We start from the raw sequence: 25,648 nt of genomic DNA on the forward strand, positions 1-25,648 counted from the left end.
TCAGACAGGTTTTTTTGTCTAATTCAGTTACATTTTGTTGCCGTTTGTCGCATGGGCCAATTTTGTCTGATTGCAGGTTTGGGGTGCTAGACTGCAAATCGCCTGATATTGCGAAAGAAAAATTTGTCCGGTCAGGTGGGTCAAAAAATCGGTCTTCGCAAGCTTATCCATAACCGGGCCTTTGATTTCAGAGAAATGCAGTTTCACCCCAAGAGCATCGAGGCGCTCATTGATGGCCTCTAGGCTTTCAAGTGCCGACGTATCAATGTCATTGACCGCTGGGCACATCAAAATAACGTGCTCAAGCTCAGGCTGTTCTGCCACCAAATCATAGACGCTATCTTCGAGAAAACGCGCATTGGCAAAATATAGACTTTCATCAACGCGAAGGGACAAAACGCTTGGCGTGGTTTGCACGTCATGGCGATCGATATTGCGGAAATGTTCCGTGCCTTCAACCAGTCCAACAATCGCGGCATGCGGGCGTGACGTTTTGTAAAGATGAACCGCAATGGAAACCACAACTCCAGTACTCACTCCCAGTTCGACGCCCCATATCAAAGTTACAGCCATTGTTGACGCAACAGCGGCAAAATCTGCTTTTGAATAATTCCAAGTCCGCTTGAGTATCGAAAAGTCGACGAGCGTCATAACCGCAACGATGATGGTTGCTGCCAGCGTTGCTTTGGGTAAGAAAAACAATAGAGGCGTTAGCAGAATTGTCGCAAGCGCAATGCCAACTGCCGTGTAGGCACCGGCTGCAGGGGTTCGGGCCCCAGCATCAAAGTTGACCACAGATCGGGCGAAACCACCCGTTACTGGATAGCCACCACCAAATGCCGATGCGACGTTTGAAGCGCCTAGGCCGATTAATTCTTGATTTGGTTCAATACGTTGGCGACGTTTAGCCGCGAGCGTTTGAGCAACAGAAACTGATTCAACAAAGCCAATTATCGAAATTAGCGCAGCTGAGCCGGCCAATGAAATGACCAGTTCAAGATCCAACTTGGGCACTTGAATACTGGGCAGTCCTTGCGGCACTTCGCCGACAAGTGCGACCCCCTGCCCTTCGAGACCGAACATAAATGCGACCAATGTCGTGATCGCCACAGCGAATACAGGTCCAGTTTTGGCCAAAATGTCGGCCATCCGTTCTTTTAGCCCGAAGGAAAGCAGCAATGGCTTCAGTCCCTTGCGCACCCAAAACAAAAATGCGGTGGCGGCGACACCAATCACTAGCGTAAATGGATTAATCTGATTGAGGAGCGACACAATCGAAGTAAGTAGCTCCGCCAAATTGTGGCCGTGCGCGTCAATCCCCAAAATGTGTTTGAGCTGGCTGGTGGCAATGATGATGCCCGACGCGGTGATGAAGCCTGAAATGACCGGGTGCGACAGAAAGTTGGCCATGAAACCCAGCCGCAATAGCCCCATCACCAAAAGCATGAGGCCAGAAATTAGGGCGAGCGCCATCGCGGCAAAAATGTATTCTTCCGTACCCTGAAGCGCCAACTTGCCGACTGCCGCTGCCGTCATTAGCGAGATCACTGCCACTGGCCCCACTGCCAATGCTCGGCTTGAGCCAAACAAGGCGTAGGCAACCAACGGCAAAATTGAAGCATATAGGCCCATCTGTGGCGGCAATCCGGCCAGCAATGCATAGGCTAGCGACTGTGGGATCAACATAATCGTCACAATGACCGCCGCGACGAGATCGCTGGTCAGCGTCTCCCCGTTATAGGTTTTGCCCCAATCGAAAATCGGTAGCTTCTTCAATCGCTTGGTGATCTGAGCGACGAATTGATCTCGTTGAGACATTTATTTGCCCATCGGCACGTGCATGGCGGTTGCTTCTTGATTGAGCTCCCACAATGAGTGGGCACGCGCGCCGGATCGGCAATAGCCCAGAATTGGTTTTGGCATGTTGAAATAGCCTTCTGCGAATTTGTCGACATCAGTCTTGCAAGCTTGGCCGGGTAGAATTGGGACGTGCAATGCATAGATCCCAAATTTCTCGGCCTCTTTCGCAATATCCGCAAACAAAGGCTGATTGCCTTCTTCGTCGTCAGGGCGCGCGCAGATGATGGATTTAATCCCCTGCTCTGCCAGTTTGGGAAGATCAGAAAACCCGACTTGGCCGGACGTATAGAAGTGTTCTGAAACTTTATTGATGTTCATTTTTGATTTGGACTCCAATGACCCACGTTGCTGAACAAAGGGCAACAACACAGATTTGAAAACACTTATGACGGTTTGCATGGATAAAGGTTCGGCTTGCATAGCTAGAGCTTGTTCACCGGCACCTTGAAGAACACATCCCCTTGCTCGTCTGCTGGGGGCATATTGCCACCACGCATATTCACCTGCAAAGATGGAATGATCAGTTTTGGCATAGCAAGGCTTGCATCGCGCTCTTCACGCATTTTAACAAACTCGTCTTCGCTTACGCCGTCTCTGACATGGATATTATGATCCCGCTCGGCTTTAACGCTTGTCTCCCACTGGATGTCGCGACCGTTTGGCCCATAATCATGACACATGAAAAGGCGCGTTTCGTCTGGGAGTTGCAGCACCCGTTTTACAGATCTGTAAAGCGTGCGCGCATCACCGCCAGGAAAATCCGCTCTGGCTGATCCCCCGTCCGGCATAAACAATGTGTCGCCTACAAATGATGCATTGCCAATTGTGTGGGTCATACATGCCGGCGTATGGCCAGGAGTGTGCATGACATGAGCCGAAAGATTGCCGATTTGATACGTGTCGCCGTCGGTGAATAGCTGATCGAATTGCGAACCGTCGCGTTGGAACTCTGTGCCTTCATTAAAGACCTTGCCAAAGACGTCCTGCACAATGGTGATGTTTTCACCAATGCCCAGCTTGCCGCCCAGTTTGCTCTGGATATAAGGGGCTCCAGACAAATGATCGGCATGAACGTGGGTTTCGATCAGCCATTCTAGTTCAAGTTCATTGTCCTCAATGAACTTGATGATTTGATCAGCGCCGCCATATGAAATGCGGCCCGCGGCGTAATCAATATCCATCACTGAATCCACAACTGCACATTTGTTGCTCGACGGATCACGAACCACATATGATATCGTGTTCGTCGGCTCGTCGAAAAATGCTTCTACTTGTGGCTTCACATCCATCTGTGGAGCGAATGGCAGTTGCTCAATCATAATTCACCTTCCGACTTTAACTTGCTGATTTCATACTGGCGAAGGTTGTTCGCCCGCGTAAATATTTTGCGACCGTTATCCCCGCAATCATGGCGCCGACAAAAATGAACGTATCCGCATTTGCCAATCCAAGCGCGGGAATTGATCCGCCGGGACAAAAGCCCGTAATGCCCCAGCCAACTCCGAAGGTAGCAGAGCCCAAAACAAGCGGCGCGTCAATTTGCTTAGCAGCAGGTAGAGAAAACACGTCTTCAAGAACTGGTTTTGGGCGTTTTAAGACGAAGAAATAGCCAATGGCTGTCACCACAAGGGCCGACACCATCACCAACAACAAACTTGGGTCCCAAGCGCCTGCTATGTCGAAGAAGTTCAGCACTTTTGCAGGGTTTGCCATGCCACCAACGGTGATGCCGATGCCAAAAATCAATCCAATGATGAATGTTGAAATTATGCGCATGATCAAATGCCCCCAATGACGTGGCGAATGACAAACACTGTGGCGAATGTTGCTGCCATGAAAATGGCCGTCGCTGTAATCGAACGCAACGAAAGACGGGCCATGCCGCACACGCCATGGCCAGATGTACAGCCAGATCCGTAATTGACACCCATTCCAACGATTATGCCGCCAACAATTACTGCACCAATCGAGACGGGGTTTTCGAACGGAACGGGTGTTCCAGTGAATGCCGAAACCACAATTGGACCAAGAATGGCACCAACCAGAAACGACGCCCGCCAAGGCCAATCTGCTTGCACAGGCGGTAACATGCCAGCCAAGATGCCCGTCATTCCTGCAATTCGGCCATGGAAAGCCATCAGCAAAACAGACGCCAACCCGATTAGGCTGCCGCCGACAATCGCCTCAAAAGGCGTGAACTCTGTCATAAACCCTATCTACCTCAATACAAACTGTGCCATAAAAGGCGAAATTTACATGTTGCATTCGTATATGCTTATATTCTAATATAGTCAATATGGAATTTGAGATGGATATCGACGAGTTAGAAAAAAATGCTGACGCCGCGGCTGAATTGCTGGGCGCAATGGCCAATGCCAAACGCCTAACAATATTGTGCAATCTTGTTGGGTGCGAAAAACCAGTTGCAGAACTTGCTGACGCAGCAGGTCTGAGCCAACCAGCCCTTTCTCAACACCTTGCGAAATTGCGCGCGCTCAAACTGGTATCTACGCGACGGCAGGGCAACACAATTTTCTATTCGCTAGCATCTGGCGAAGTTGAAGAGGTGCTGGGCACCTTACACAGCATCTATTGCGCGCCCACAGACAAAGACACAAGCGATTGATTTAGTCGCCAAAGCGCATTATCAATCCCATGGCTCTCGTGGGGTTGAGCCTTTGTGTCAGGTTAAACAAGGTCACCAATATGAGTGCTTCAACCAACAAGAAACCCATCAGCGCGAAAAAAATCATGGAAATGAAGGGCCAAGAACCCATCGTTTGCCTCGCTGCATATACGACACCCATCGCACGAATGGCCAATGCGCATTGCGATCTCATTTTGGTTGGCGATAGTGTGGGCATGGTTTTACATGGCTTGCCGTCCACGCAGGGCGTATCCGTTGAAATGATGGTAATGCACGGTCAAGCCGTTCGCCGGGGTGCAGACCACGCCCTGGTTGTCGTCGATATGCCATTTGGTAGTTACGAAGCCAGCCCTGAACAGGCTTTTGAAACTGCATCCTACATCATGGCCGAAACGGATTGTTCAGCAATCAAACTCGAGGGCGGTGCGCATATGGCACCTACCGTCCAGTTTTTGGTAGAACGCGGCATTCCGGTGATGGCGCATGTTGGCCTCACCCCTCAATCAATTAAAGGCATCGGTGGATATGCAGTTCAGGGCCGCGGCGATGATCGCCAGCGCGTATTAGACGACGCGAAAGCGGTGCAAGATGCGGGTGCGTTTGCAGTAGTGTTAGAAATGGTAACAGAAGAATTGGCAATCGAAGCGACGAACCTCTTGCACGTTCCAACCATTGGTATTGGCGCATCCAACCAATGTGACGGACAGGTGCTGGTGGTCGATGATATGTTGGGCATGTTCCAAGATTTCAAACCGAAGTTCGTGAAACGTTTCGCGAAACTAGGCGAAGCTGCAGATGCAGCGATTGAAACATATGCGGAAGACGTTCGCGCGCGACGCTTTCCCGATGACAACCATATTTACGCGGATAAAAAATGAACCCGGTGGTTGTTCGTACCGTTGATGAGTTACGGCAAAAAGTTCGTGAGCTGCGAGACCAAGGATCAACCATCGGTTTTGTGCCAACTATGGGGGCATTGCACGAAGGGCATCTGAGCCTCGTCAAAGCTGCAAAGTCTGATGGGCATGCAGTCATCGTTTCAATTTTCGTCAACCCAACTCAGTTCAATGATCCAAAAGATCTGGAAAAATACCCACGCACAGAAGACGCCGATATCGCGATATTGGCGCCTCTTGATGTTGCAATTGTGTTCGCGCCGACAATTGATCAAATGTATGCGGACGGGTTTTCAACCAAGGTTTCAGTGACTGGAATTAGTGAGGTGCTTTGCGGCGCGACCCGCCCAGGGCATTTTGATGGCGTCGCGACGATCGTCAGCAAATTATTGCTGCAAGCCATGCCCGACACAGCCTATTTCGGCCTTAAGGATTATCAGCAATTGGCCATTATTCGGCGGGTTGTCGATGACCTGAACATTCCCGTAGAGATAACTGGCTGTCCGATCCTTCGTGAGCGTGATGGATTGGCCATGTCGTCACGCAATGCGCGGCTTTCAAATGTTGGTCGAGAGACTGCGCCCATACTGTTTGATACACTTACAAAAGCTGCCACCCACATTGAAAGTGGCAAAGACGCGAGTGAAGCGCTCAGCAATGCCAGACAAACCATTTTGGATGCTGGATTTTCAAAAATCGATTATTTGGAAATGCGCTCGAACGAAAATTTGTCACTGATGAACGATTTTGATCGCCCTGCTCGACTATTTGTTGCAGCGTTCCTTGACGATGTACGGCTGATCGACAATCTCGAAATTGGCGGCGCGTAAATACGCGCCACCAAACTAAAATACTAGGCAATCAACTCGTTCTCTTCGACAACCGGGTTGATGAAACCACCCGACTGACGCTTCCAGAGCTGCGCGTAGACGCCATCTTTTTTCAGCAGTTCATCGTGAGAACCATCTTCGATGATTTTGCCGCCATCCATGACGATCAGCCGGTCCATCTCAGCGATGGTTGAAAGACGGTGGGCAATCGCAATCACTGTTTTGTTCTGCATCAAATGCTGTAGCTGTTCCTGAATTGCTGCTTCGACCTCACTGTCCAAAGCCGAGGTTGCTTCGTCCAAAATCAAAATTGGCGCGTCTTTTAGCAAAACCCGGGCAATCGCGATCCGTTGACGTTGGCCACCGGAAAGTTTCACACCACGCTCACCCACATGGGCGTCATATCCTGTGCGCCCTTTGGGGTCAGTTAGCTCAAGAATAAAATCATGCGCTTCAGCCTGCTTAGCGGCTGCGATCATCATTTCCTCTGTTGCATCTGGTCGTCCATAAAGCAGGTTCTCGCGCACAGAACGGTGAAGCAGTGACGTGTCTTGCGTCACCATAGCTAGGTTTTCACGCAAGCTATCTTGTGTGACCGCAGCAATGTCACTGTCATCGATAACAATCGCGCCCTTTTCAACATCGTAAAAGCGCAGCAGGATGTTGACCAAGGTCGACTTACCCGCACCCGAGCGCCCGACAAGACCAACTTTTTGACCTGCTGGAATGTTCAGATTGAGGTTTTCTATAATGCCTTTTTCACTGCCATAGTTGAAAGTGACATCCTTAAAATCAATATCGCCTTTCACCGTCGGAATTGGCTTCGCATCGGCTTTATCTCCAACCAGACGCGGCAGTGAAATGGAGTTGATGCCATCTTGTACGGTGCCGATATTTTCGAACAAAGCTGACATTTCCCACATGACCCAATAGGACATGCCCCAAATGCGCAAGATAATGCCCAATGCGACAGCCACTGGACCAGGTTGAACCAACCCTTCAAGCCACAGCGAAATACCAATCCAAGCAACACCAAACAGCAAAGCCGAGTTCATACAAACAATGATGATGTCTAACGTCGCACCCAATCGCATTTGGCGATGAACGGTTTTAAGGAAGCCATCCATGCTTTCTTTGGCATAAGCTTCTTCTCGGTTTGAATGCGAGAAAAGTTTCACCGTGGCGATGTTGGTGTAGCTGTCCACAATGCGCCCGGTCATCAACGAGCGAGCATCAGCCTGCTCCGCAGAAATTTTGCGCATGCGCGGCACAAAGAAGCGCATAAGACTGATATAGCCCACGAGCCAGACAACGAATGGCAGCATCAACCGCCAATCTGCGGCCAAGGTAACAACCAAAATACCGACGAAATAGGTCACAACATAAACCAAAATGTCGAGAATTTTCATAACCGTTTCACGCACGGCGAGCGCCGTTTGCATCAGCTTAGTGGCGATACGACCGGCAAATTCGTCCTGAAAATAGGACATAGATTGACGGATCAAATAGCCGTGCACATCCCAGCGAATACGCATTGGGAAGTTACCAAGCAAGGCCTGATGCATCACCAACGAGCCAAATGTCGAAATCAGCGGTTTCGCTATGATGATGATGAAGCCCATCACCAAGAGCGAACGCCATTCTTCTTGAATGAAGGTTTTGGGGTCCGAGTTGGAAAGCCAATCGACGACGTAGCCTAGAAAGCCAAACAAAAGAACTTCGGTAATGGCGATCAGGGCGGAAACAAGGGCCAAGGCGATCAGCCACACCTCCATACCCTTCGTGTAATGCCGACAAAAAGCATAGAGCGTTTTTGGCGGGCGTGTCGGCTCTGTTGACGGATATGGATCTATCCTTGCTTCAAACCAATCGAAAATCTTTGACATTGTGACGATCTCTTATTTAATAAGTTTTATCTTTTTTTATGACAAGTAACTGCTTAGCGCAACCTTGTTCAGCATTCTATTCTGCAGCCTCAAATCCGCCAGACTGTCGTTTCCAAAGTTGCGCATAATGCCCATTTAGCTCCAACAGTTCTTCATGCGTCCCGTCCTCAACCACTTTACCGTCATCCATGACCAGAAGGCGGTCCATTGCGGCGATGGTGGATAATCTATGGGCAATAGCGATAACCGTTTTGTCAGCCATTAATTCTTCCAGTTGCTCTTGGATCGCCGCTTCGACTTCACTATCCAGCGCTGAGGTTGCCTCATCCAACACAAGAATGGGCGCGTCTTTGAGCAAAACGCGGGCAATGGCAATTCGCTGACGTTGACCACCCGAAAGCTTCACCCCGCGCTCCCCAACTTTGGCGTCGTAGCCCTTGTTGCCTTCTTCGTCTTGCAGCCCGACAATTACATCGTGAATTTTGGCGCGTTTTGCGGCTTCGACCATCAGTTCGTCAGTTGCATCCGGCCGACCATATTTGATGTTTTCGCCAACAGAACGGTGCAAAAGCGACGTATCTTGGGACACAAATCCAATCGCCTGGCGCAAGCTGTCTTGTCCAACACGCGAAATGTTTTGCCCATCGATGGTGATAACGCCCTTTTCCGCATCAAACAGACGAAGCAGCAAATTAACAATCGTGGACTTACCTGCACCGGACCGCCCGATTAGCCCAACTTTTTCGCCCGGCTTGATGTTCAAGCTAAGTTGATCGATAACCCGCTTAGCTTCGCCCCCATCATAGTTGAATTTGACGTTGTCAAACGCAATGGCAGCATCTTGCACCTTTAGGTCAGGCGCGTTCTCATCGTCAGTCATTGTCAGCGGTTTGGAAATGGTTTCCATGCCGTCACGCACAGTACCCATATTCCGAAAGATGCCGGAGGCGACTTCCAAAATCCACCCACTAATGTTGAGCAACTGCCATACAAACGGGACAATCATGGCGAACTGACCAGTTGTGATCAAACCCCTATTCCACCATTGCAAGGCAAGAAAGCCAGTTGTCAGCATCAGGATGGTATTGATGATGAACAATGAAGCCCACATGCGCGTAAAAATGCGCATCAGCATACGAAACTGCGTGATGTTTTCATCGACAGATGCGGCGACATATTTGTCTTCAATATTGCCAGTTGCAAATGTCTTCAGTGTTTGGATGTTGGTATAACAATCGACCATTCTGCCAGTCACGATCGAACGAGAATTCGAATTGATTTTCGACTGTTTTGCGATCGCAGGTAGCGCGAAATACATTAGCAGCAAATAGGCGATGGCCCACCCCAGCAGCGGAAACAGGAACACAATATCCTGATTGGCCAAAACGCTAGTCGCAACGATGAAGAACACTACCATGTACCAAACCGCGTCGATAACCTCCATGGCGCTGCTTTCAAGCGCAGGGCCCGTTTCAAAGACTTTGGAGGCAATCCTCCCGGCAAAGTCTTTTTGGAAGAATGTCCAACTTTGGCGAACCACATGCCAGTGCGACTGCCAACGCACCCGCCCCACAAGGGACGGCACGATGGTATGATATTGCACAAGCACATCAAGAATAAAGATGGACGGTCGCAGCGCCAGCGTGATGCCCATCGCCAAAAGCAGCGTACCTTGATCCTTAAACAGCGTTCCCGGCTCTGTGCCGGAAACGAGATCGACAATAGTGCCCAAGAAAACCGGGATCATACTGTCTATGGCTGCGCCAATCGCCACGATGACAATTTTAAACATGATTGGGGTTCTGAATTGCCCCAAAAAGTACAAATAGAACTTCACCAAGTCCATCGGCGGATGCGGATTAGGTTCAATATGAGTCGGCGAATAGTGCTTCTCGAACCAAGCAAAAATAGAATTTAACATGTTTGATACACTAGAATAGTTGGCAAGCTAACCTGAATCGGCCAGCTTTTTAGAATACATGGTGTGGACGGATATTGCTGTAGCAGACCAGCCACAGTAGCCTCACTAAAAAAAAGTGAAGTGATTCGCGCAACCTATTTCTAATCTGGGATGAGACCAAAAATGAGTGACGACCACGCCACCACCTACCTAAGTGATTATAAACAAAGCGATTATGTCCTAAAGACAACAGAATTAGACGTTGTCTTTGCACCGGATGAAATGGACGTGAAGGCGACATTAAAGTTTTCACTTCGTGAAGGCGTTCCGCTGGTAACAACCCTGAAACTGGATGGCGAGCGCATGGAATTGCGATCCATCTCAGTGAATGGACGTGAATTGCATGAGAGCGAATATATTGTTTCTGACAAATCGCTTGAGGTTTCAAACCCACCTGAAGAGTTCATTTTGGAGACCGTGGTTCGACTGCAACCCGAAGCGAATAAGTCGCTTGAGGGGCTGTATCGGTCCAGTGGTGTTTGGTGCACCCAGTGTGAGGCTGAAGGCTTCCGCCGCATCACCTACTTCTACGATCGACCCGATGTTATGTCTGTTTTCACAGTTCGTATGGAAGCCGACAAATCAGACGCGCCGGTTTTGCTTTCCAATGGCAACCCCATTGAAAAAGGCGACCTGGCGGGTGATCGGCACTATGCCATTTGGCACGACCCACACCCCAAACCATCATATTTGTTTGCCATGGTTGCAGGCGATTTGGCCCATATCTCTGACACGTTCACAACCCAATCTGGCAAACATGTGGATTTGGCGATTTATGTCGAGCACGGCAAAGAAGACCAGTGTGCTTGGGCGATGGACAGCCTAATTCGGTCGATGAAATGGGACGAAGATCGCTTCGGCTGTGAATATGATCTTGATGTGTTCAACATTGTTGCCGTTTCAGATTTCAATCTCGGCGCAATGGAGAATAAGGGCCTCAATATTTTTAATGACAAATACATCTTGTCCGACCCACAAACTGCAACCGACCAAGATTACGAGAATATCGAGGCCATCATTGCGCACGAATATTTCCACAACTGGACAGGTAATCGCATAACGTGCCGGGACTGGTTCCAACTTTGTCTCAAGGAAGGCCTGACAGTATTCCGCGATCAGGAATTTACAAGCGATGAGCGATCACGCGCCGTCAAACGAATTGAGGATGCACGAGATCTTCGCGCCTATCAGTTTGCTGAAGATTCTGGACCCCTGTCACACCCTCCCCGACCAAACCAATTTAAAGAAATCAACAACTTCTATACAGCAACCGTCTACTCGAAAGGCGCTGAAGTTGTGCGGATGATTTTGACGTATCTGGGCAAAGATACATTCCGTAAGGGTATGGATATTTATTTGGAACGCCATGACGGCGATGCCGCTGTCATCGAAGATTTCGTAAAGTGCTTTGAAGATGCGAGCGGGAAAGACTTATCCCATTTGCAGAACTGGTACACCGTGGCGGGACGGCCAGAAATCAATGTCTGCCATTCATATGATGCACAAAGCAAGCGTCTAAGCCTAGATTTGGAGCAGATCAACAAGCCGACGCCGGGAGATGAGAAAAAAGAACCCAAATTCATTCCCATCCGCTTTGGACTTGTTTCAGACAACGGCGCGGACCTCACTTGGGATAGTGTAACCGGTGCAACAGTTGAAGATGACTTGATCATCATGGATCAGGAAAATCACAGTGTTGTATTTGAAGGCGTATCGAGCAAACCAACCCTGTCACTGTTCCGCGAGTTTTCATCTCCAGTCAGTGTAAAATCCGATCTTACGATGGATGACAAGCTGAACTTGGCACGTTTGGACAAAGACCCATTCAACCGTTGGGACAGCTTGCAAAATGTTGCACTCGACATATTGGTGCCAGCGGCAAAACTTGGGGGCGAAGACCCATCACAATTGGAATTGGGCAAGCTCGCTGACGCATTCCGCGCAATATTGATCGACGAGAATGTAGACAATGCTTTCAAAGCCTTAGCACTGGCGCTACCGTCGCAGAGTGTGTTGGCAGAGCATGTTGGGTCCGACATTGACCCAGCACGCATTTATGATGTTCGCAAGACGTCACTAGCCACCATCGCTACGATGATAGAGACCGAACTGGCATCTACATATAAGTCACTGATCGACGAAGCGGATTACTCGCCTGACGCTAGATCAGCTGGCAAACGCGCTTTGAAAAACCAATGTCTTGGGCTGCTGCTGGCTGCTAATTCTGAAAAAGGCGGTCATGTCGCCGTCGCGCAATATCATGCAGCGACGAATATGAGCGATCGAAGCGCCGCGTTGGGAGCATTGGCAAGCGCTGGCCACCCGGCAGCGGCAGAAACTTTGAGCCACTTTAGGGAAAACCATTGCCACAATGTTTTGGTGTTCGACAAATGGCTGAGCCTAAATGCGATTATTCCAGATGATGGTGCATTGGACCGGGTCAAGTCCCTGATGGACGATCCGCAATTCAACATTGAGAACCCAAATCGGGTCCGATCATTGATTGGCGGCTTCGCGGCCAACCAAGTACAATTCGGGCGCAAGGATGGGGCGAGTTTTCAATTCATCACGGATTTGATTGCGGACATCGACACCCGCACCCCGCAATTGGCGGCTCGTCTTTTGACGATGTTCCGTTCGTTCAAAAAATACGAATCAACGAGAAGAAAAGCAGCGCAATCTGCGTTGGAAACGCTGGCGAAAAATGACAAATTGTCGTCAGATTGCCGGGACATCCTTGAACGGACGTTAAACGGATAAAAAAAATTCCGCATAAGTGATTCAAAAGACTCAATGAAATTTGCAGCCAAAAAAAGTTGCAATTTGGGGGCTCGACAGCGAGCCCCTTTTTGATTCAAGCTCTTAAAAAGCGAAGGTAGAATTGTTTCGCAAGGGCACATTATATTATACTGGAGGGCATATGTTGACGACGGAGCAATCCGACGGCACCGCTAAAGGATTCCGATCAAAACTAGATGTTTTGGAAGAAATCCCAGCCAGCTCGCCGCAAACCCTGTCAGTTAGCCCTTGGCAAACACTCTTTAAGACAGACACAAACGCGCTCTTTGAGAACACCAAACTGCTCGTCGTACTTGCCGCCCTAACTATTGCTATTTTCTCGACCCAAGATTGGCCGTTAGCAGTTCGGGCACCTATGCTAATTTGCGCAATAGCCCTCGCATTCGCCCTGTTCCGTTTAGTGAACTTGACACAAAGTGCGCGCCCTCAAGCCGCGCGACCGACGCCGGAACTTCTTCAAACCCTTGAACATATGCCCTATGGCTTGGCCCATTGGAGCAAAGATGGAAAGCTGATTTGGTGCAACGCGGCTTATCGAGAATTTATGGGACTTGAAGAAAGCATGTGCACCGGCGGCGCGTCATACGGCGACATTATGAGTGCTGCGCGTCGTCCAGTCATTTTTGACGCCAAACTTGATGACGAGCACCACCGCCTAGTGGTCGCCACCTGCGACAATGAAAAAGTAATCCAGATCGAGGACATTGCAGACCCCACCCAGAACTTTGTCACAATTGTCACCGATCAAACAGAACACCACCAAATTTCAAAGGCCAAGAAAAATCTTGAAAGCCAATATCGTGAATTGGCAAAACAATATCACGCGGAAAAGATTGCAGCAGAAGCGGCAAGCCGCTCGAAAACAAGTTTCCTCGCGCATCTTAGCCACGACATGCGCACACCGCTCAATCACATTATCGGCTTCGCTGACCTTGTGCAGCATGAGCCGTTTGGCCCGCTGGGTGACCAGCGATACACGAACTATATGTCCGATATTAAACGCTCTGGCGAAACGTTGCTGGACAGTTTTGCATCAATTCTGGACTTGGCACAGTTAGAGGGTGGAGAAACCGTTCAAACTAAATCTGATGTCGATATGTACAAGTTTGTCCAAGATTCAGTTCGACGCCACACGGCCCGTGCACATCGTGCGGGCCTTAAACTTGAGGCCTTGAATTTGTGCGATGGACATGTTGATGCGGACCCAGCGCTTTTGCGCCGCATGGTCGACAATCTAATGGATAATGCGATCCGTTTCACGCAAGATGGCGGCAATGTCATATTCAACTGCTGGTGCGGCAGTGATGGTGTCGTGCTAGAAATTACAGATAGCGGGATTGGCATTCCGCAGGAGCGGCTAGAGTTGCTTTCCCAGCCGTTCGTTTTGGGCGAGTCCGCATTTTCCAAAGAGCACAAAGGTCTTGGGCTCGGTATCGCAACTTCCCGTGCCATTGCTGAACTGAGCGGCGGTTCCCTCGTCATCGATAGCAATCCGGGCATTGGCACCACTGTTGCCATTACGTTGCCGACATTTGTTAAAGACAGTACACAGCAAAACACCAAAAGTGAAACATTAGAAAAAGCAGCTTAGCGATTCTAAAGTTTGACAAAATCGGCAAATAAGGACCGCATTGCCTGCTGCCGTTGCTCAAGTTCCTGCCCTAAAAGGTCAAGGTTGGGGAAGTTGCAAGTGCGGGTTAACAACTCAACAAACCCGTCGCTCCAATTATCAGCGGGGAGCGGTTCCACAAGACACGCTGCGCTTAACTGAATGACAACCATATAAAGGTGGTAAGTCATCGCGATCTGTTCAAAATCTTCCAACTTGTTCTGTTTTGCCAGCTCGGCAAAAACCTCAAGCGGCGGGGCTTGGGGCACGTTCAATTTTTGCCCCAAATTCAACTGGGCAAATTGGGCAATAAACTCAAGGTCAATCAATCCACCATCGGCCAGCTTGATATCCCATGCCGATTTTGCTGGTCTGTCTTTCAACAGCCGTTGCCGCATTTCCAGTACATCTGCAGTCGTCTTCTGGGCATCCCTTGGTGCCGTCAAAACCTCCTGAATTACTTCTGAGATTTTCGTGTCCAGTTTCCCGCCTGCAAGAACAGTGCGCGCGCGCGACAAAGCCATATGTTCCCATGTCCACGCATCATTTAACTGATAGTTTTTGAAGCCCTTCAGGCTGGTCGCCAATGGGCCTGCGTTGCCCGAAGGGCGCAAGCGCATATCGGTTTCATACAGCACGCCTTGGGCAGTCGGCGCTGAGATGGCCGCAACGAGGCGTTGGGTTAGGCGAATGTAATATTGTGACGTTGCCAGCTGCTTTTGTCCATTCGACTGCTCAACGCCCTCTGGCGCGTCATAGATCAAGATAAAATCGAGGTCTGACTGGGCATTCATTTCCTTGCTGGCAAGTTTGCCAAACGAAAGTAGGGCGACTTCAGCACCCTCAACTTTGCCGTGCTTAACCTCAAACTCTCGCCGCACCGCGTCAAAGACCCACTTCAAAAGCACTTCTGCAAGAGCGCTAAACTGTCGAGCTGCCAAATCTACGGCCAATGTGCCGGCCACCAATCCGGCGCTAATTAGGAATATTTGTTCCTGTCCAAAGATACGAGCTCGATCAATTAAGTCTTCATACGATCGTGCTTCACCTAGAAACTCCTGCGCCTTCTGATTGATTGTTTCTGGACTTGGCACATCATCATAAAAGGCCGGGTCGATTAACCCATCCACGATATGAACCCGCTGCAAAATCGCATCGGTCATGCGCGGCGCCGCTGCCATAAAGTCGATCAGCAGGTGCTGGAGCCGTGGATTGTTTTGCAGAAGCGCGAAAAGTTGAATGCCGGTTGGAAGTTTTGACAGGAAGAAATCGAACTGGCGCAGAGACTCATCTGCATTGCGTGCATTTGAAATGGAGCGCAACAAGCTCGGCACCAATGTGGTCAGGTTTTGTCGCGCACGATCGGCACGTGTGGCCGGATAGCTACCATTGTGCCAACGCCTGATCGTTTCGATTGTTTTGGACGGATCTTTAAACCCGATATCGGACAGCGCAGTCCATGTTTGAGGGTCATCGTCACTGCCAGTGAAAACGAGATTTCCCAGGTCCCCGTCATCTTCATCATCACTAAAGAGCTCACCATAATGCGCAACAACCGCATCAAGGCAAGCGCGGTAGGCGAGCTTAAAGCTTTCAACAGCGTCAAACGGCAAGAGCGCGACGATTGGCGCCAGTCGTTCGTCATTGTCCGGTAAATTGTGGGTTTGCTCATCGTTGAGCATTTGGACGCGATTTTCCACTGCGCGTAAGAACCAATAGCGGTCAATCAAGTCAGTTGCTATTTCAGCATCGATCCAATTGGAAGCCGCCAGCGCATTTAGCGTGTCGCTTGTAGAGCGAGTGCGCAACAAGGGGTCACGGCCGCCCGCAATAAGTTGTTGCACTTGAGCGAAAAACTCAATTTCCCTAATGCCACCGCTGCCCAGTTTCACATTGTGGCCAAGCACGGTCCGTCCTGCGATATTTTTGGCTGTGTTAATCTGGCGCTTGATGGTTTTGATATCGCCAATCGTTGCGAAATCGAGGTGCTTACGCCAGATAAATGGCGATAGCTCTTTTAAGAACGCCTCGCCCGCTTGAACGTCTCCAGCACATGGTCGAGCCTTTATCCACGCGGCCCGCTCCCAGTTTTGACCTCGTGATTCATAGTAGCCCATGGCCGCGTCTACTGAAATCGCAACTGGCGTTGAACCGGGATCCGGGCGCAAGCGCAAGTCTGTTCGAAAGACATAACCGTGCTCGTCACGGTCTTGCAAGATGCTGGTTAGATCGCGCACGAGCTTTTCATAGATACGGCCGACGCGAGGATTGTCAGCAAAAGGACAGCGAGAAAGATCGTAGAAAGCTACAATATCTATGTCGGAAGAGTAGTTTAACTCCAAGCCGCCATGTTTGCCCAATGCTAGAATACAAAGTCCTGATTGGCGCGCAGGCCTCGTTGCAACATCAAGATCAACGCCTAGCTCAGCGAACTTAACTGTTGAGAGGTGATCTAACGCAGCATCAAGGCATTTATCGGCAAATAGAGCCAAGGTTCTGGTTGTGACTTCGGCATTGATGGCGCCGCCCACTTCTGCAACTGCCGTGATGAGCGCGATGCGGCGCTTAAGTTGGCGGAGTGACTTGCGAAGATCGACCTCATCGACCCCCGGCGCTCCGACTTTGTCGGTTTCATTCAGAATTTGAGAAATGGCTTCTTCCGCCGATAGCGCTATCGCATTATCAAACCACTGCAAATTGAAGCGTGCACAATCCAACAGATAGGGTGCGGCATTGAAAATGGTCGTTAGGGCTCGTTTGCAGGACGAAAGGTTTGCGAGCGCTTCATCTGACTGGCTGAGAAGCTCATCAAAGGCCAACCCGTCTCCAAAGTTCTTTTCGAAAGTTTGGAGGTGGGCGGCGATTGATGTCATTTAGCGCTCCGTTGGCAATGTGAGCCGGATCAGGGCGCCCGGCTCGTTATCAAGAATCTCTATCGTTCCTTTATGCAACCGCGCGACGGCGGCGACAAGGCTGAGACCCAGTCCAGAGCCCGGTTCAGATCGACTTTTCTCCAAACGAACGAAACGTTCCAGCACTTTTTCCCGATCCAATTCAGGAATACCGGACCCATTGTCGGCCACTTCGATCACAATATTCGCCCCCGATATGCGAGCACTCACCATTATCGCAGGATCGTTTTTTGCCCCTTTGGCATATTTGATGGCATTTTCCACCAGATTGACCAGAGCTTGCCCAATCAGTTCGCGGCTACCTGAGAAGGCGGGCAACTTATCTACGTCAGTTGAAAGCGTAATGCCGGCATCCTCAGCGACTGGCTCATAGAGTTCAGTAATATCTGCGATTACCTCAGCTAAATCTAGTTCTGAATATGCACTTGATGGCGTGCCTGCTTCGACCCGGGCGATGAGCAACAGTGCGTTAAACGTGCGGATGAGCTGATCGCATTCTTCAATAGTATTTTCCAGCGCCGCGCGTTGTTGTTCTTCAGAAGTACCGTCTTTGAGCGCTGCTTCAACTCGATTGCGCAGCCGTGTTAGCGGCGTTTTCAAATCATGTGCGACATTGTCTGTAACTTCTTTCAGCCCCTGCATCAGCTGTTCTATGCGTTCCAGCATCGCGTTGAGGTTGGTGGCGAGCCCGTCAAATTCGTCATTGCGTTTTGTGACCGGTATGCGCTCGGACATTGAACCGGACATGATTTTGCGGGCCGTGTCGGATACTGTGTCGACGCGTTTAAGCACTGATCTGGTTGAAATAACCCCGACAATGATTGACAGGACAATGATCCATATAACGCCCCACATGAACGCCTGGAAAATTGCGGCACTAAACCCGCGACGTTCCACAATGTCTCGGCCAACAACAAGGCGAAACCCACTTGGCAATTGAAAGCTCTTGACCAGGGCAACACCATTCGCCCGTGGATCATCGGCGTTAAAGTTGTCACCCCGGTCATAGTTGAAGGTATGTGTGCCCGGGTTTTCCAGAACTTCAATTGGCACGCTCGGCACGTTGCCAGCGACGCCCAGCCCGGATGCGTCGGAAACATAATAGATGCCGGGGCCCGGTCGACCAGCAGCACGTTGTAGCGCAACGATTAACCCGCGCGTACCAAGCCGTTGATATTGCTTGTTAAGTTGATCAATCTCTCGATCAATGGTCTGCAGCTGCTGCCGCTGAATCATGATTGAGGTTTGGAATGCGATATAGCCCAAAATTGCAATTGCAAACACAACAAACATGGCGACCAGCAACGCTGTCAGCCGAAATGTTGTTGTTCGCCAAACCTGCCAAAAACTATGCACGAACCATATATCCTGCACCACGTATGGTGTGAAGCACCTGGGTCTGACGACCTTTGTCGATCTTTGTGCGCAGTCGGGACATATGGACGTCGATTACGTTGGTTTGAGGATCAAAATGATAGTCCCAAACATTCTCGAGTAGCATGGTGCGTGTAACCACCTGCCCGGCATGTTTCATTAGATATTCGAGCAGGCGAAACTCGCGCGGTTGTAGGGTGATTTTTTCGCCTTCCCGCTCAACGTTGCGCGACAAGCGATCCAGCGTTAAATCGCCCACTTGATAGGCTGTTGAAGCCTCTGCAGGCGCGGTGCGGCGTGCAAGAACTTCTATGCGGGCCAATAGTTCGGAAAATGCATATGGCTTTGTGAGATAATCATCGCCACCTGCGCGTAAACCGGTCACGCGGTCATCAACTTCGCCCAGCGCCGAAAGGATCAATGCCGGAGTCTCGTCGTTTTCGGCTCGCAGCGATTCAATAATTGAAAGCCCGTCGCGCCTTGGCAACATACGATCAACAATCAATATATCGTAGTCCATGGAGCTAGCCATGGCATATCCGGTTTCGCCGTCTGCTGCATGGTGGGTGATGTGCCCGGCCTCATCCAAAGCCTGAATAAGGTAATTTGCCGCTTCGCGATCATCTTCAATCAAAAGAATCTTCATGTTGGCAAATTACCTCTTCCTTGGTTCAGACACAAATGTTGGCCGCCCATTTTAGGCGACCAACAGCATTTTGCTATTCTATCGGCAGACCGACGAAGCGTGTGTTGCCGTCGCGAACGACTTTTACCAACATTGTACTGCGTTCTGCGCTGACCACTTCATCAATGGCAGCCTCAAAATCAGCGATTGAATTCACCGGATTTGAATTGGCTTGAAGAATGATATCGCCCGGCGCAAAGCCTTTTTCAGCCGCTGCACTTTCCTCAGCAATATCAACGATCACCAATCCATCGCCTTCCTCATTTGGCACCAGCACCAAGCCAGTAGCGGTTTCTTTTGGCTCCATTGGATCGACTGGTACTTCTTCAGGTGGAGGGGTCAGTGCTTGTTCTTCAGTCAGCGTTGCAAGTTTTACATCGACCTTGATGCGTTTCGCATCACGCCAAATGGTCAACTCAACTTCTGTTTCTGGGCTAAATTGAGCGATAATCCGCGCCAAGTCACGCGCATCATCAATTTTCTCACCTTGAACACGCAAAATGATGTCGCCAGACTGAATGCCTGCTTTTTGAGCTGGAGAATCTGGGCGTGGCTCAGTTACCAAAGCACCAGTTGCTTTGCCCAAACCAACACTATCGGCGATGTCTTGAGATACGTTTTGAATTGAAACACCCAAATAGCCTCGAGTGACGTTGCCGTCATCCATCAAGTCGAACACAACTTGCTTCACCACATTGGCGGGAATTGCAAACGCGATCCCGACATTGCCACCGCTTGGGGAAAAGATGGCCGTGTTAACACCAACAACTTTACCTGTTGTGTCAAAGGCAGGACCACCCGAGTTACCACGGTTAACGGCCGCATCAATTTGAATGAAATCGTCATAGGCGTTGGCGTTGATATCGCGGCCCCGTGCAGAGACGATACCTGCCGTAACCGTGCCACCTAAGCCAAACGGATTGCCGATTGCGACAACCCAATCGCCGACGCGGGCTTCAGTTTCTGAAAACTCCACATATTCCATGTCAGTGGCTGCTTCGATTTTAAGCACCGCCAAATCTGTGCGCGGATCAGTACCGATGATCTTGGCGTCCATCTCTGAACCGTCGTCCAGCACAACAACAACTTCTGCAGCATCTTCAACAACGTGATTGTTTGTTACAACAAAGCCATCCGCAGAAATGATGAAGCCTGAACCAACAGACTGTCCAAAGCGCGGACGCTGTTTGCGATTGTTGTTGCGACCATTGCGCTCGCCGAACTGATCCTCAAATCGCTTGAAGAATTCCTCAAACGGATGACCATCGGGCAGGTCTGGCATTTCAAAATTTCGATCGAAACGTGGGCCACGGGTTTCAATAACCTCTGTTTTCACACGAATTGAAACAACTGCTGGGCGCACAGCCTCGACCAGGTCGGCAAAGCTGAACGGCGCGGCATTTTGCACAGCGATTTGAGCATTTGCGGGCATTGAGGTTGTCGCAACACCGACAAGCGCCGATGTAGAAAGCAGCGCCGCTGCAGCGATGGCAGCTAGGCGTTTGTTTCCAGGCAATTTCTTGAGTTGCATAAAGTTATCTCCTGACAGATGCAATTCCCAATCGAATTGAAATCAATATGGATTATCGACCCTTTCTGCATCATGTCAGCTACATTACATTTTCGTAATGTTCGAGGCTAAACTGTGGTCCCATTTGGACGTTTGTATGCACATTTTCAGCGGTGCGATCGCCTTAAATTGTCACAACGAGAATTTAGATGGATCGATAAATCAGGATGAGAGCAATTGCAGTCATTGCAAATTTGAACGCCTGCCTGAACAGTTTTTCCGGCAATCGGTCCAACAAAAGACCGCCGACTGCAGTGCCTGCAAATCCAAATGCGACCATGGCAATCAGCAAAAATGCATAGTCGTAAAATGCAAATCCGAGGAAAATGAACACAAGGATTTTCGCGATGTTTTGGAAGGTCATCAAAAGTGCGTGTGTGGCGACAAGTGGCTTGCGTTCATCGATGAACTTTAAGAGCCCAGAAACGATAGGGCCACTAACACCAATTATCATGGAGATGAACGCAGCAAACCCGCCAAAACCAAACAGCGCCCAAGGTTGCCGGTTTTTGGAGGCAGGTTTTGGACCCCAAACTGAATAGAGCAAGAAACCAGCAATGAGGAGGGTGAAAAGTCGGTCTGGCATCCAAACGGCTACTTGGCCACCCAGAATTGCTCCGGGGATACCACCAAGGGCAAACCAAACGGCATATTGCCATTGAATGTCTTTGCGCCGCAAAATTGCACGGCCAGCATTAGAGCCCAACTGTGCGACCCCGTGAACGGGGACAGCGATGGCAGCAGGTAAAAAGAAGGTCAGAATGGCGATTAGAATCGTTCCGCCGCCCAAACTAAGCGCCGCCGTTACTGCGGAGGTAAAAAAGCTTGATATAACCAAAATGAGAGCGACCCAACCATCAAGGCCGGATGGTATGAGATAATTGAAGAACTCTGACATGGGCGCCTTCTACATGGCCGCCCAGATTCGCGCAAATCTCGAGGCTTATTGCTCGACAGCTTTTGTAGTAACTACTGAGCTTTTTTCCAATGTCTTGTGAACGGGGCATTTGTCTGCGATTTCAAGCAAGCGTGCTCTTTGTTCATCATCGAGATCACCCTCAATCAAAATACGACGATGGAATATATCGACACGCCCTTCGCGTCCCTCGCCACATTCTTCGCAGTCTTTAGCATGTTTCTTTGCGTGGTCGACCCACGTCTCAATATGGTCAACGGGCCATTTTTTCCTGTCCGCGTACATGCGCAGGGTGATGGTTGTGCAACTGCCAAGTGCAGCACAAAGCAAGTCATACGGCGTCGCACCCCGGTCTGTACCACCAACAGATAGTGGTTCATCAACACTAATGTGATGACCCGATGCGTTGATATTCAGATGGTACTTACCCTCACCGCTTTCCGCTGCGATTGTATGACCCTCATCATCAAGCGTAGGTGTTTTCGACGGGATAAACCGCTCTGCCCATGCACCAATTACTTCGGCAGCGTAGGATGCATCCTCAATTTTTGTGAGCAAATGATCTGCATTGTCCAGCGAAACAAAACTTTTGGGATGTTTCGCCGCCTTGAAGATACCTTCGGCGTTTTCGATGCCCACGGTTTGATCGACCGGGCTGTGCAAAATCAGTTTTGCGCCCTTAAATTTGGCAATTTGAGCGCCAAGGGATTGATTGCGCACATCATCAACAAATTGCTTTTTGATCGTGAAGGGTCTGCCGCCGAGATCGACTTCGCCCTCGCCATTTTTTTCAATATCCTCGACCGAGCACTGGAACATCTCAAGGATGTGTTCGACATCGGCCGGTGCGCCGATGGTCGCGACAGCTTTTGCGGAAGGAATTTGTGCGGCGGCTGCGAGAACTGCGGCGCCACCAAGCGAATGTCCAACAAGCAGCGTTGGTGCATCATAATGCTCATCAAGCCATTTGGCTGCGGCGATGAGGTCTTGCGCGTTGGTTGAAAAGTTGGTGTCGGAGAAGTCGCCGCCCGAGCGACCCAATCCTGTAAAGTCAAATCGAAGAACGGCGAAACCGTGTTCTGTAAGGGCATTTGCTACACGTCGGCTGGCGACAAAGTCTTTTGAACATGAGAAGCAGTGCGCGAAAATGGCAAATCCACGCGTTTCACCAGTTGGCCAATCAATCGAAGCGGCTAGCTGTTCACCTAACGAGCCGCTAAATTTTGCCTTTGGTTCCCTGCTCTTCTTCATTTTCACTGTCTCCATCGTCCAACAACCGCGCCAACTTCTTCTCCTCTTGAGGAGACAAGGGCGCGGGCTTAGCTTTCCTTTTTCTTAGAACAGATAAAGACGCTAACGCGCCAATCACAAATAGGATAGGAGCCGTGAGCCAGAGGACGAGGTTATGACCAGCGAATGTGGGCTTAAGCAAGACGAACTCGCCATACCGAGAGACAACGAATTCGACCACCTGAGTGTCGCTGTCGCCAGCAACCAAACGTTCGCGCACTACAATGCGCAAATCCTTGGCTAGTTCCGCATCGCTGTCATCAATTGATTGATTTTGGCAGACCAAACATCGCAACCCTGCAGAAATTGAACGCGCCCGTTGTTCAAGAACAGGGTCGGACAAGATTTCGCTAGGGTCAACGGCAAATGCTGGCGTTAACAGGCCTAGAAACAAGGTGAAGATGATCAGAAGTCGATTCATGAAGCTTCACCAACCATTTGATTTTTAGCGCCTTTTGGCGCAGCGACGCGCATACGTCTATCAGACAATGAATATGCACCGGCAAGAGCCATAATAAGAGCGCCAATCCAAATAAGCGTGATCATCGGCTTGTACCAGACGCGCACTACCCTTTGTCCATCTTCAGTTTTATCGCCCAGAGAAATGTAAACTTGCGAGAAACCGAATGTTTCAATACCCGCTTCTGTAGTCGGCATTCTGCGGGCGGTGTAATATCGTTTTTCCGATGAAACGGTTCGCGCGGTACTGCCTGGTTTGGATACACTGAACGAAGCCCGCTCTGAACTAAAGTTTGGTCCCTTCAGGCGCTGCTCTCCGTCAAATTGAATGACATAACCAGAAAGTTGGGTTTGGTCCCCTGCACGCATTGTTGTTATCAGTTCGGTTTCAAAACCGCTGACCATAACGACACCCAAAACACTTACGCCAAGGCCGAAATGGGCTCCAGCTGTTGACCAAACAGATTTCGGCAGGCCCGCAAGTCGCTTCAGGCTTGTTGAAAACGTGGTCCTGAACAATTTTGAGCGCTCCGCCAAATCGGCCAAAGCGCCAACCATCACCCAAAATGCCAACAGGAATCCGAGCGGCAACAGGTTTGCGCCTTGCCAAACATAGGCTGAAAAAATGACTGTCGCGATCAATGCCACAATAACGGCCCCGAATAGACGTTTGGTGATGGTGAACAAATCGGCGCGTTTCCACGATAGGAATGGACCAAAGGGCATTACCACCAGCAAAGGAACCATCAACGCCCCAAATGTCAGATTAAAGAATGGCGCGCCCACTGAGATTTTAATCCCGGTGAATGCGTCAAGGACGAGCGGGTACAGCGTACCAACAAGCACCGCGGCAGTTGCCGTTGCCAAGAAAAGGTTATTGACCACCAATGCTGCCTCGCGGCTGACTGGGGCAAAAAGGCCACCGGACCTAAGGCTCGGGCCTCGAATAGCAAATAGGATAAACGCGCCGCAAATGAAGAAAGCAAGTATGCCCAAAATGACAAGACCACGTGATGGGTCAGAAGCAAACGAATGCACCGAAGTCAAAATGCCGGAACGGACCATAAATGTGCCCAGAAGAGAAAGTGAGAACGTTAATATGGCCAGCAGGACGGTCCAAATTTTCAATGCGTTGCGCTTCTCCATCACGAGGGCAGAGTGCAAAAGAGCTGTGCCAGCGAGCCATGGCATGAAGGATGCGTTTTCAACTGGATCCCAGAACCACCAGCCGCCCCAGCCAAGTTCGTAGTAAGCCCAGTATGACCCCATCGCGATTCCCAGTGTTAAGAATATCCAACTTGCCATTGTCCATGGTCGAACCCAACGCGCCCACGCAGAATCAATTTTGCCGGAGATAAGCGCGGCCATGGCAAATGAAAAGCAAACTGAAAAGCCGACATAGCCGATGTAAAGAAGAGGTGGATGGATGGCCAACCCGATATCTTGCAAGATGGGGTTAAGGTCCCTTCCCTCAATTGGCGCCTCGGCCAAACGGGCAAAGGGATTGGATGTGAAGATTGTGAACCCTACAAAAGCCGCACTCAGCAACCCTTGGTTGGCGAGCACCAAAACATAAAGCTTTCGCGGCAGACCAGTGCCAAAAGCCGCAACCGCTGCTCCAAATAGCGTCAGAATGAGGATCCAAAGAAGCATGGAGCCCTCATGATTGCCCCAAGTGCTCGTGAGTTTATAGAGCATTGGCTGCTCTGAATGAGAATGTTCGTAGGCGAGTTTTAATGAAAAATCCGAAGATGCAAATGCCGCCATTAGCGCTGCAAATGAAGCTGCGACTAACACAAATTGAACAATCGACGCGTTGCGGATGAACGCAGAGCCGTTGGCGGTGCTGTTCTTCCAGATGAACGCTCCGACACCAACTTGGCCGATTGCAATTGCAAATGCCAAAATAAGCGCAAAATGCCCAAGCTCAATTGTGTACATCCATCTGTCCTATT

Annotated in this window: 20 protein-coding genes; 5 read left to right on the top strand and 15 right to left on the bottom strand. The window is 50.0% G+C overall.

Features of this window, described 5'->3' with window-relative positions:
• Positions 1 to 27 precede the first annotated feature (27 nt).
• The 5 genes from AC2D8L_RS07145 to AC2D8L_RS07165 form a co-directional block, all read right to left on the bottom strand.
• Positions 28 to 1,818 (bottom strand): SulP family inorganic anion transporter, encoded by a 1,791-nt coding sequence (locus tag AC2D8L_RS07145; protein ID WP_484684747.1) that lies wholly within the window; start codon positions 1,816 to 1,818, stop codon positions 28 to 30.
• Positions 1,819 to 2,178, bottom strand: a complete 360-nt coding sequence (locus tag AC2D8L_RS07150; RefSeq protein ID WP_484684748.1) for a protein tyrosine phosphatase family protein — start codon at positions 2,176 to 2,178, stop codon at positions 1,819 to 1,821.
• A 104-nt stretch (positions 2,179 to 2,282) separates the two neighbouring features.
• The gene (locus AC2D8L_RS07155; protein ID WP_484684749.1) at positions 2,283 to 3,179 is read right to left on the bottom strand and encodes an MBL fold metallo-hydrolase; all 897 of its coding nucleotides are present in this window, start codon (positions 3,177 to 3,179) and stop codon (positions 2,283 to 2,285) included.
• A gap of 16 nt (positions 3,180 to 3,195) precedes the next feature.
• Entirely contained in the window at positions 3,196 to 3,636 is a 441-nt protein-coding gene (locus AC2D8L_RS07160) for a DUF6691 family protein (protein ID WP_484684750.1), read from the bottom strand.
• A 2-nt stretch (positions 3,637 to 3,638) separates the two neighbouring features.
• On the bottom strand, positions 3,639 to 4,067 hold the full coding sequence (locus tag AC2D8L_RS07165; protein WP_484684751.1) for a YeeE/YedE family protein: 429 nt from the start codon (positions 4,065 to 4,067) through the stop codon (positions 3,639 to 3,641).
• Positions 4,068 to 4,156: 89 nt separating this feature from the next.
• Here AC2D8L_RS07165 and AC2D8L_RS07170 point away from each other — a divergent pair, with 89 nt between their 5' ends.
• The 3 genes from AC2D8L_RS07170 (at position 4,157) to panC (ending at position 6,233) form a co-directional block, all read left to right on the top strand.
• Complete coding sequence (locus tag AC2D8L_RS07170; RefSeq protein WP_484684752.1) at positions 4,157 to 4,486, top strand: ArsR/SmtB family transcription factor; 330 nt, start codon at positions 4,157 to 4,159, stop codon at positions 4,484 to 4,486.
• 80 nt (positions 4,487 to 4,566) lie between these two features.
• Positions 4,567 to 5,385, top strand: a complete 819-nt coding sequence (gene panB, locus AC2D8L_RS07175) for a 3-methyl-2-oxobutanoate hydroxymethyltransferase (RefSeq protein ID WP_484684753.1) — start codon at positions 4,567 to 4,569, stop codon at positions 5,383 to 5,385.
• Positions 5,382 to 6,233: a pantoate--beta-alanine ligase gene (gene panC, locus AC2D8L_RS07180; RefSeq protein ID WP_484684754.1), complete on the top strand. Its 852-nt coding sequence runs from the start codon at positions 5,382 to 5,384 to the stop codon at positions 6,231 to 6,233. The genes panB and panC overlap by 4 nt, the downstream gene beginning before the upstream one ends.
• 23 nt (positions 6,234 to 6,256) lie before the next feature.
• Here the strand turns inward: panC and AC2D8L_RS07185 are convergent, their stop codons facing one another.
• Positions 6,257 to 8,119 (bottom strand): ABC transporter ATP-binding protein, encoded by a 1,863-nt coding sequence (locus AC2D8L_RS07185; RefSeq protein WP_484684755.1) that lies wholly within the window; start codon positions 8,117 to 8,119, stop codon positions 6,257 to 6,259.
• 76 nt (positions 8,120 to 8,195) lie between these two features.
• Complete coding sequence (locus tag AC2D8L_RS07190) at positions 8,196 to 9,911, bottom strand: ABC transporter ATP-binding protein (protein ID WP_484684756.1); 1,716 nt, start codon at positions 9,909 to 9,911, stop codon at positions 8,196 to 8,198.
• A 291-nt stretch (positions 9,912 to 10,202) separates the two neighbouring features.
• Here AC2D8L_RS07190 and pepN point away from each other — a divergent pair, with 291 nt between their 5' ends.
• Together pepN and AC2D8L_RS07200 are read left to right on the top strand one after the other, a co-directional pair.
• Positions 10,203 to 12,839 carry an aminopeptidase N gene (gene pepN / locus AC2D8L_RS07195; RefSeq protein ID WP_484684757.1) on the top strand — a complete coding sequence of 879 codons (2,637 nt, stop codon included), beginning with the start codon at positions 10,203 to 10,205 and terminating at the stop codon, positions 12,837 to 12,839.
• 163 nt (positions 12,840 to 13,002) lie between these two features.
• Entirely contained in the window at positions 13,003 to 14,469 is a 1,467-nt protein-coding gene (locus tag AC2D8L_RS07200) for a sensor histidine kinase (protein WP_484684758.1), read from the top strand.
• Between the two features lie 5 nt (positions 14,470 to 14,474).
• Here AC2D8L_RS07200 and AC2D8L_RS07205 read toward each other — a convergent pair whose 3' ends face one another.
• The 8 genes from AC2D8L_RS07205 to AC2D8L_RS07240 all read right to left on the bottom strand — a co-directional run bounded on the left by AC2D8L_RS07205 (position 14,475) and on the right by AC2D8L_RS07240 (position 25,634).
• Complete coding sequence (locus tag AC2D8L_RS07205; protein ID WP_484684759.1) at positions 14,475 to 17,360, bottom strand: bifunctional [glutamine synthetase] adenylyltransferase/[glutamine synthetase]-adenylyl-L-tyrosine phosphorylase; 2,886 nt, start codon at positions 17,358 to 17,360, stop codon at positions 14,475 to 14,477.
• Positions 17,361 to 18,755 (bottom strand): HAMP domain-containing sensor histidine kinase, encoded by a 1,395-nt coding sequence (locus AC2D8L_RS07210; RefSeq protein ID WP_484684760.1) that lies wholly within the window; start codon positions 18,753 to 18,755, stop codon positions 17,361 to 17,363.
• Positions 18,748 to 19,419: a winged helix-turn-helix domain-containing protein gene (locus AC2D8L_RS07215; protein ID WP_484684761.1), complete on the bottom strand. Its 672-nt coding sequence runs from the start codon at positions 19,417 to 19,419 to the stop codon at positions 18,748 to 18,750. The genes AC2D8L_RS07210 and AC2D8L_RS07215 overlap by 8 nt, the downstream gene beginning before the upstream one ends.
• 73 nt (positions 19,420 to 19,492) lie before the next feature.
• Complete coding sequence (locus tag AC2D8L_RS07220) at positions 19,493 to 20,989, bottom strand: Do family serine endopeptidase (protein WP_484684762.1); 1,497 nt, start codon at positions 20,987 to 20,989, stop codon at positions 19,493 to 19,495.
• 184 nt (positions 20,990 to 21,173) lie between these two features.
• Positions 21,174 to 21,926: a sulfite exporter TauE/SafE family protein gene (locus AC2D8L_RS07225; RefSeq protein WP_484684763.1), complete on the bottom strand. Its 753-nt coding sequence runs from the start codon at positions 21,924 to 21,926 to the stop codon at positions 21,174 to 21,176.
• A 45-nt stretch (positions 21,927 to 21,971) separates the two neighbouring features.
• Entirely contained in the window at positions 21,972 to 23,195 is a 1,224-nt protein-coding gene (locus AC2D8L_RS07230; RefSeq protein WP_484684764.1) for a bifunctional alpha/beta hydrolase/OsmC family protein, read from the bottom strand.
• Positions 23,161 to 23,655, bottom strand: a complete 495-nt coding sequence (locus AC2D8L_RS07235; protein WP_484684765.1) for a cytochrome c-type biogenesis protein — start codon at positions 23,653 to 23,655, stop codon at positions 23,161 to 23,163. Before AC2D8L_RS07235 ends, AC2D8L_RS07230 begins: the two co-directional genes overlap by 35 nt.
• Positions 23,652 to 25,634: a heme lyase CcmF/NrfE family subunit gene (locus AC2D8L_RS07240; RefSeq protein WP_484684766.1), complete on the bottom strand. Its 1,983-nt coding sequence runs from the start codon at positions 25,632 to 25,634 to the stop codon at positions 23,652 to 23,654. Before AC2D8L_RS07240 ends, AC2D8L_RS07235 begins: the two co-directional genes overlap by 4 nt.
• Between the last annotated feature and the right edge of the window lie 14 nt (positions 25,635 to 25,648).

The organism is Maritalea sp. YIW29, assembly GCF_057219265.1.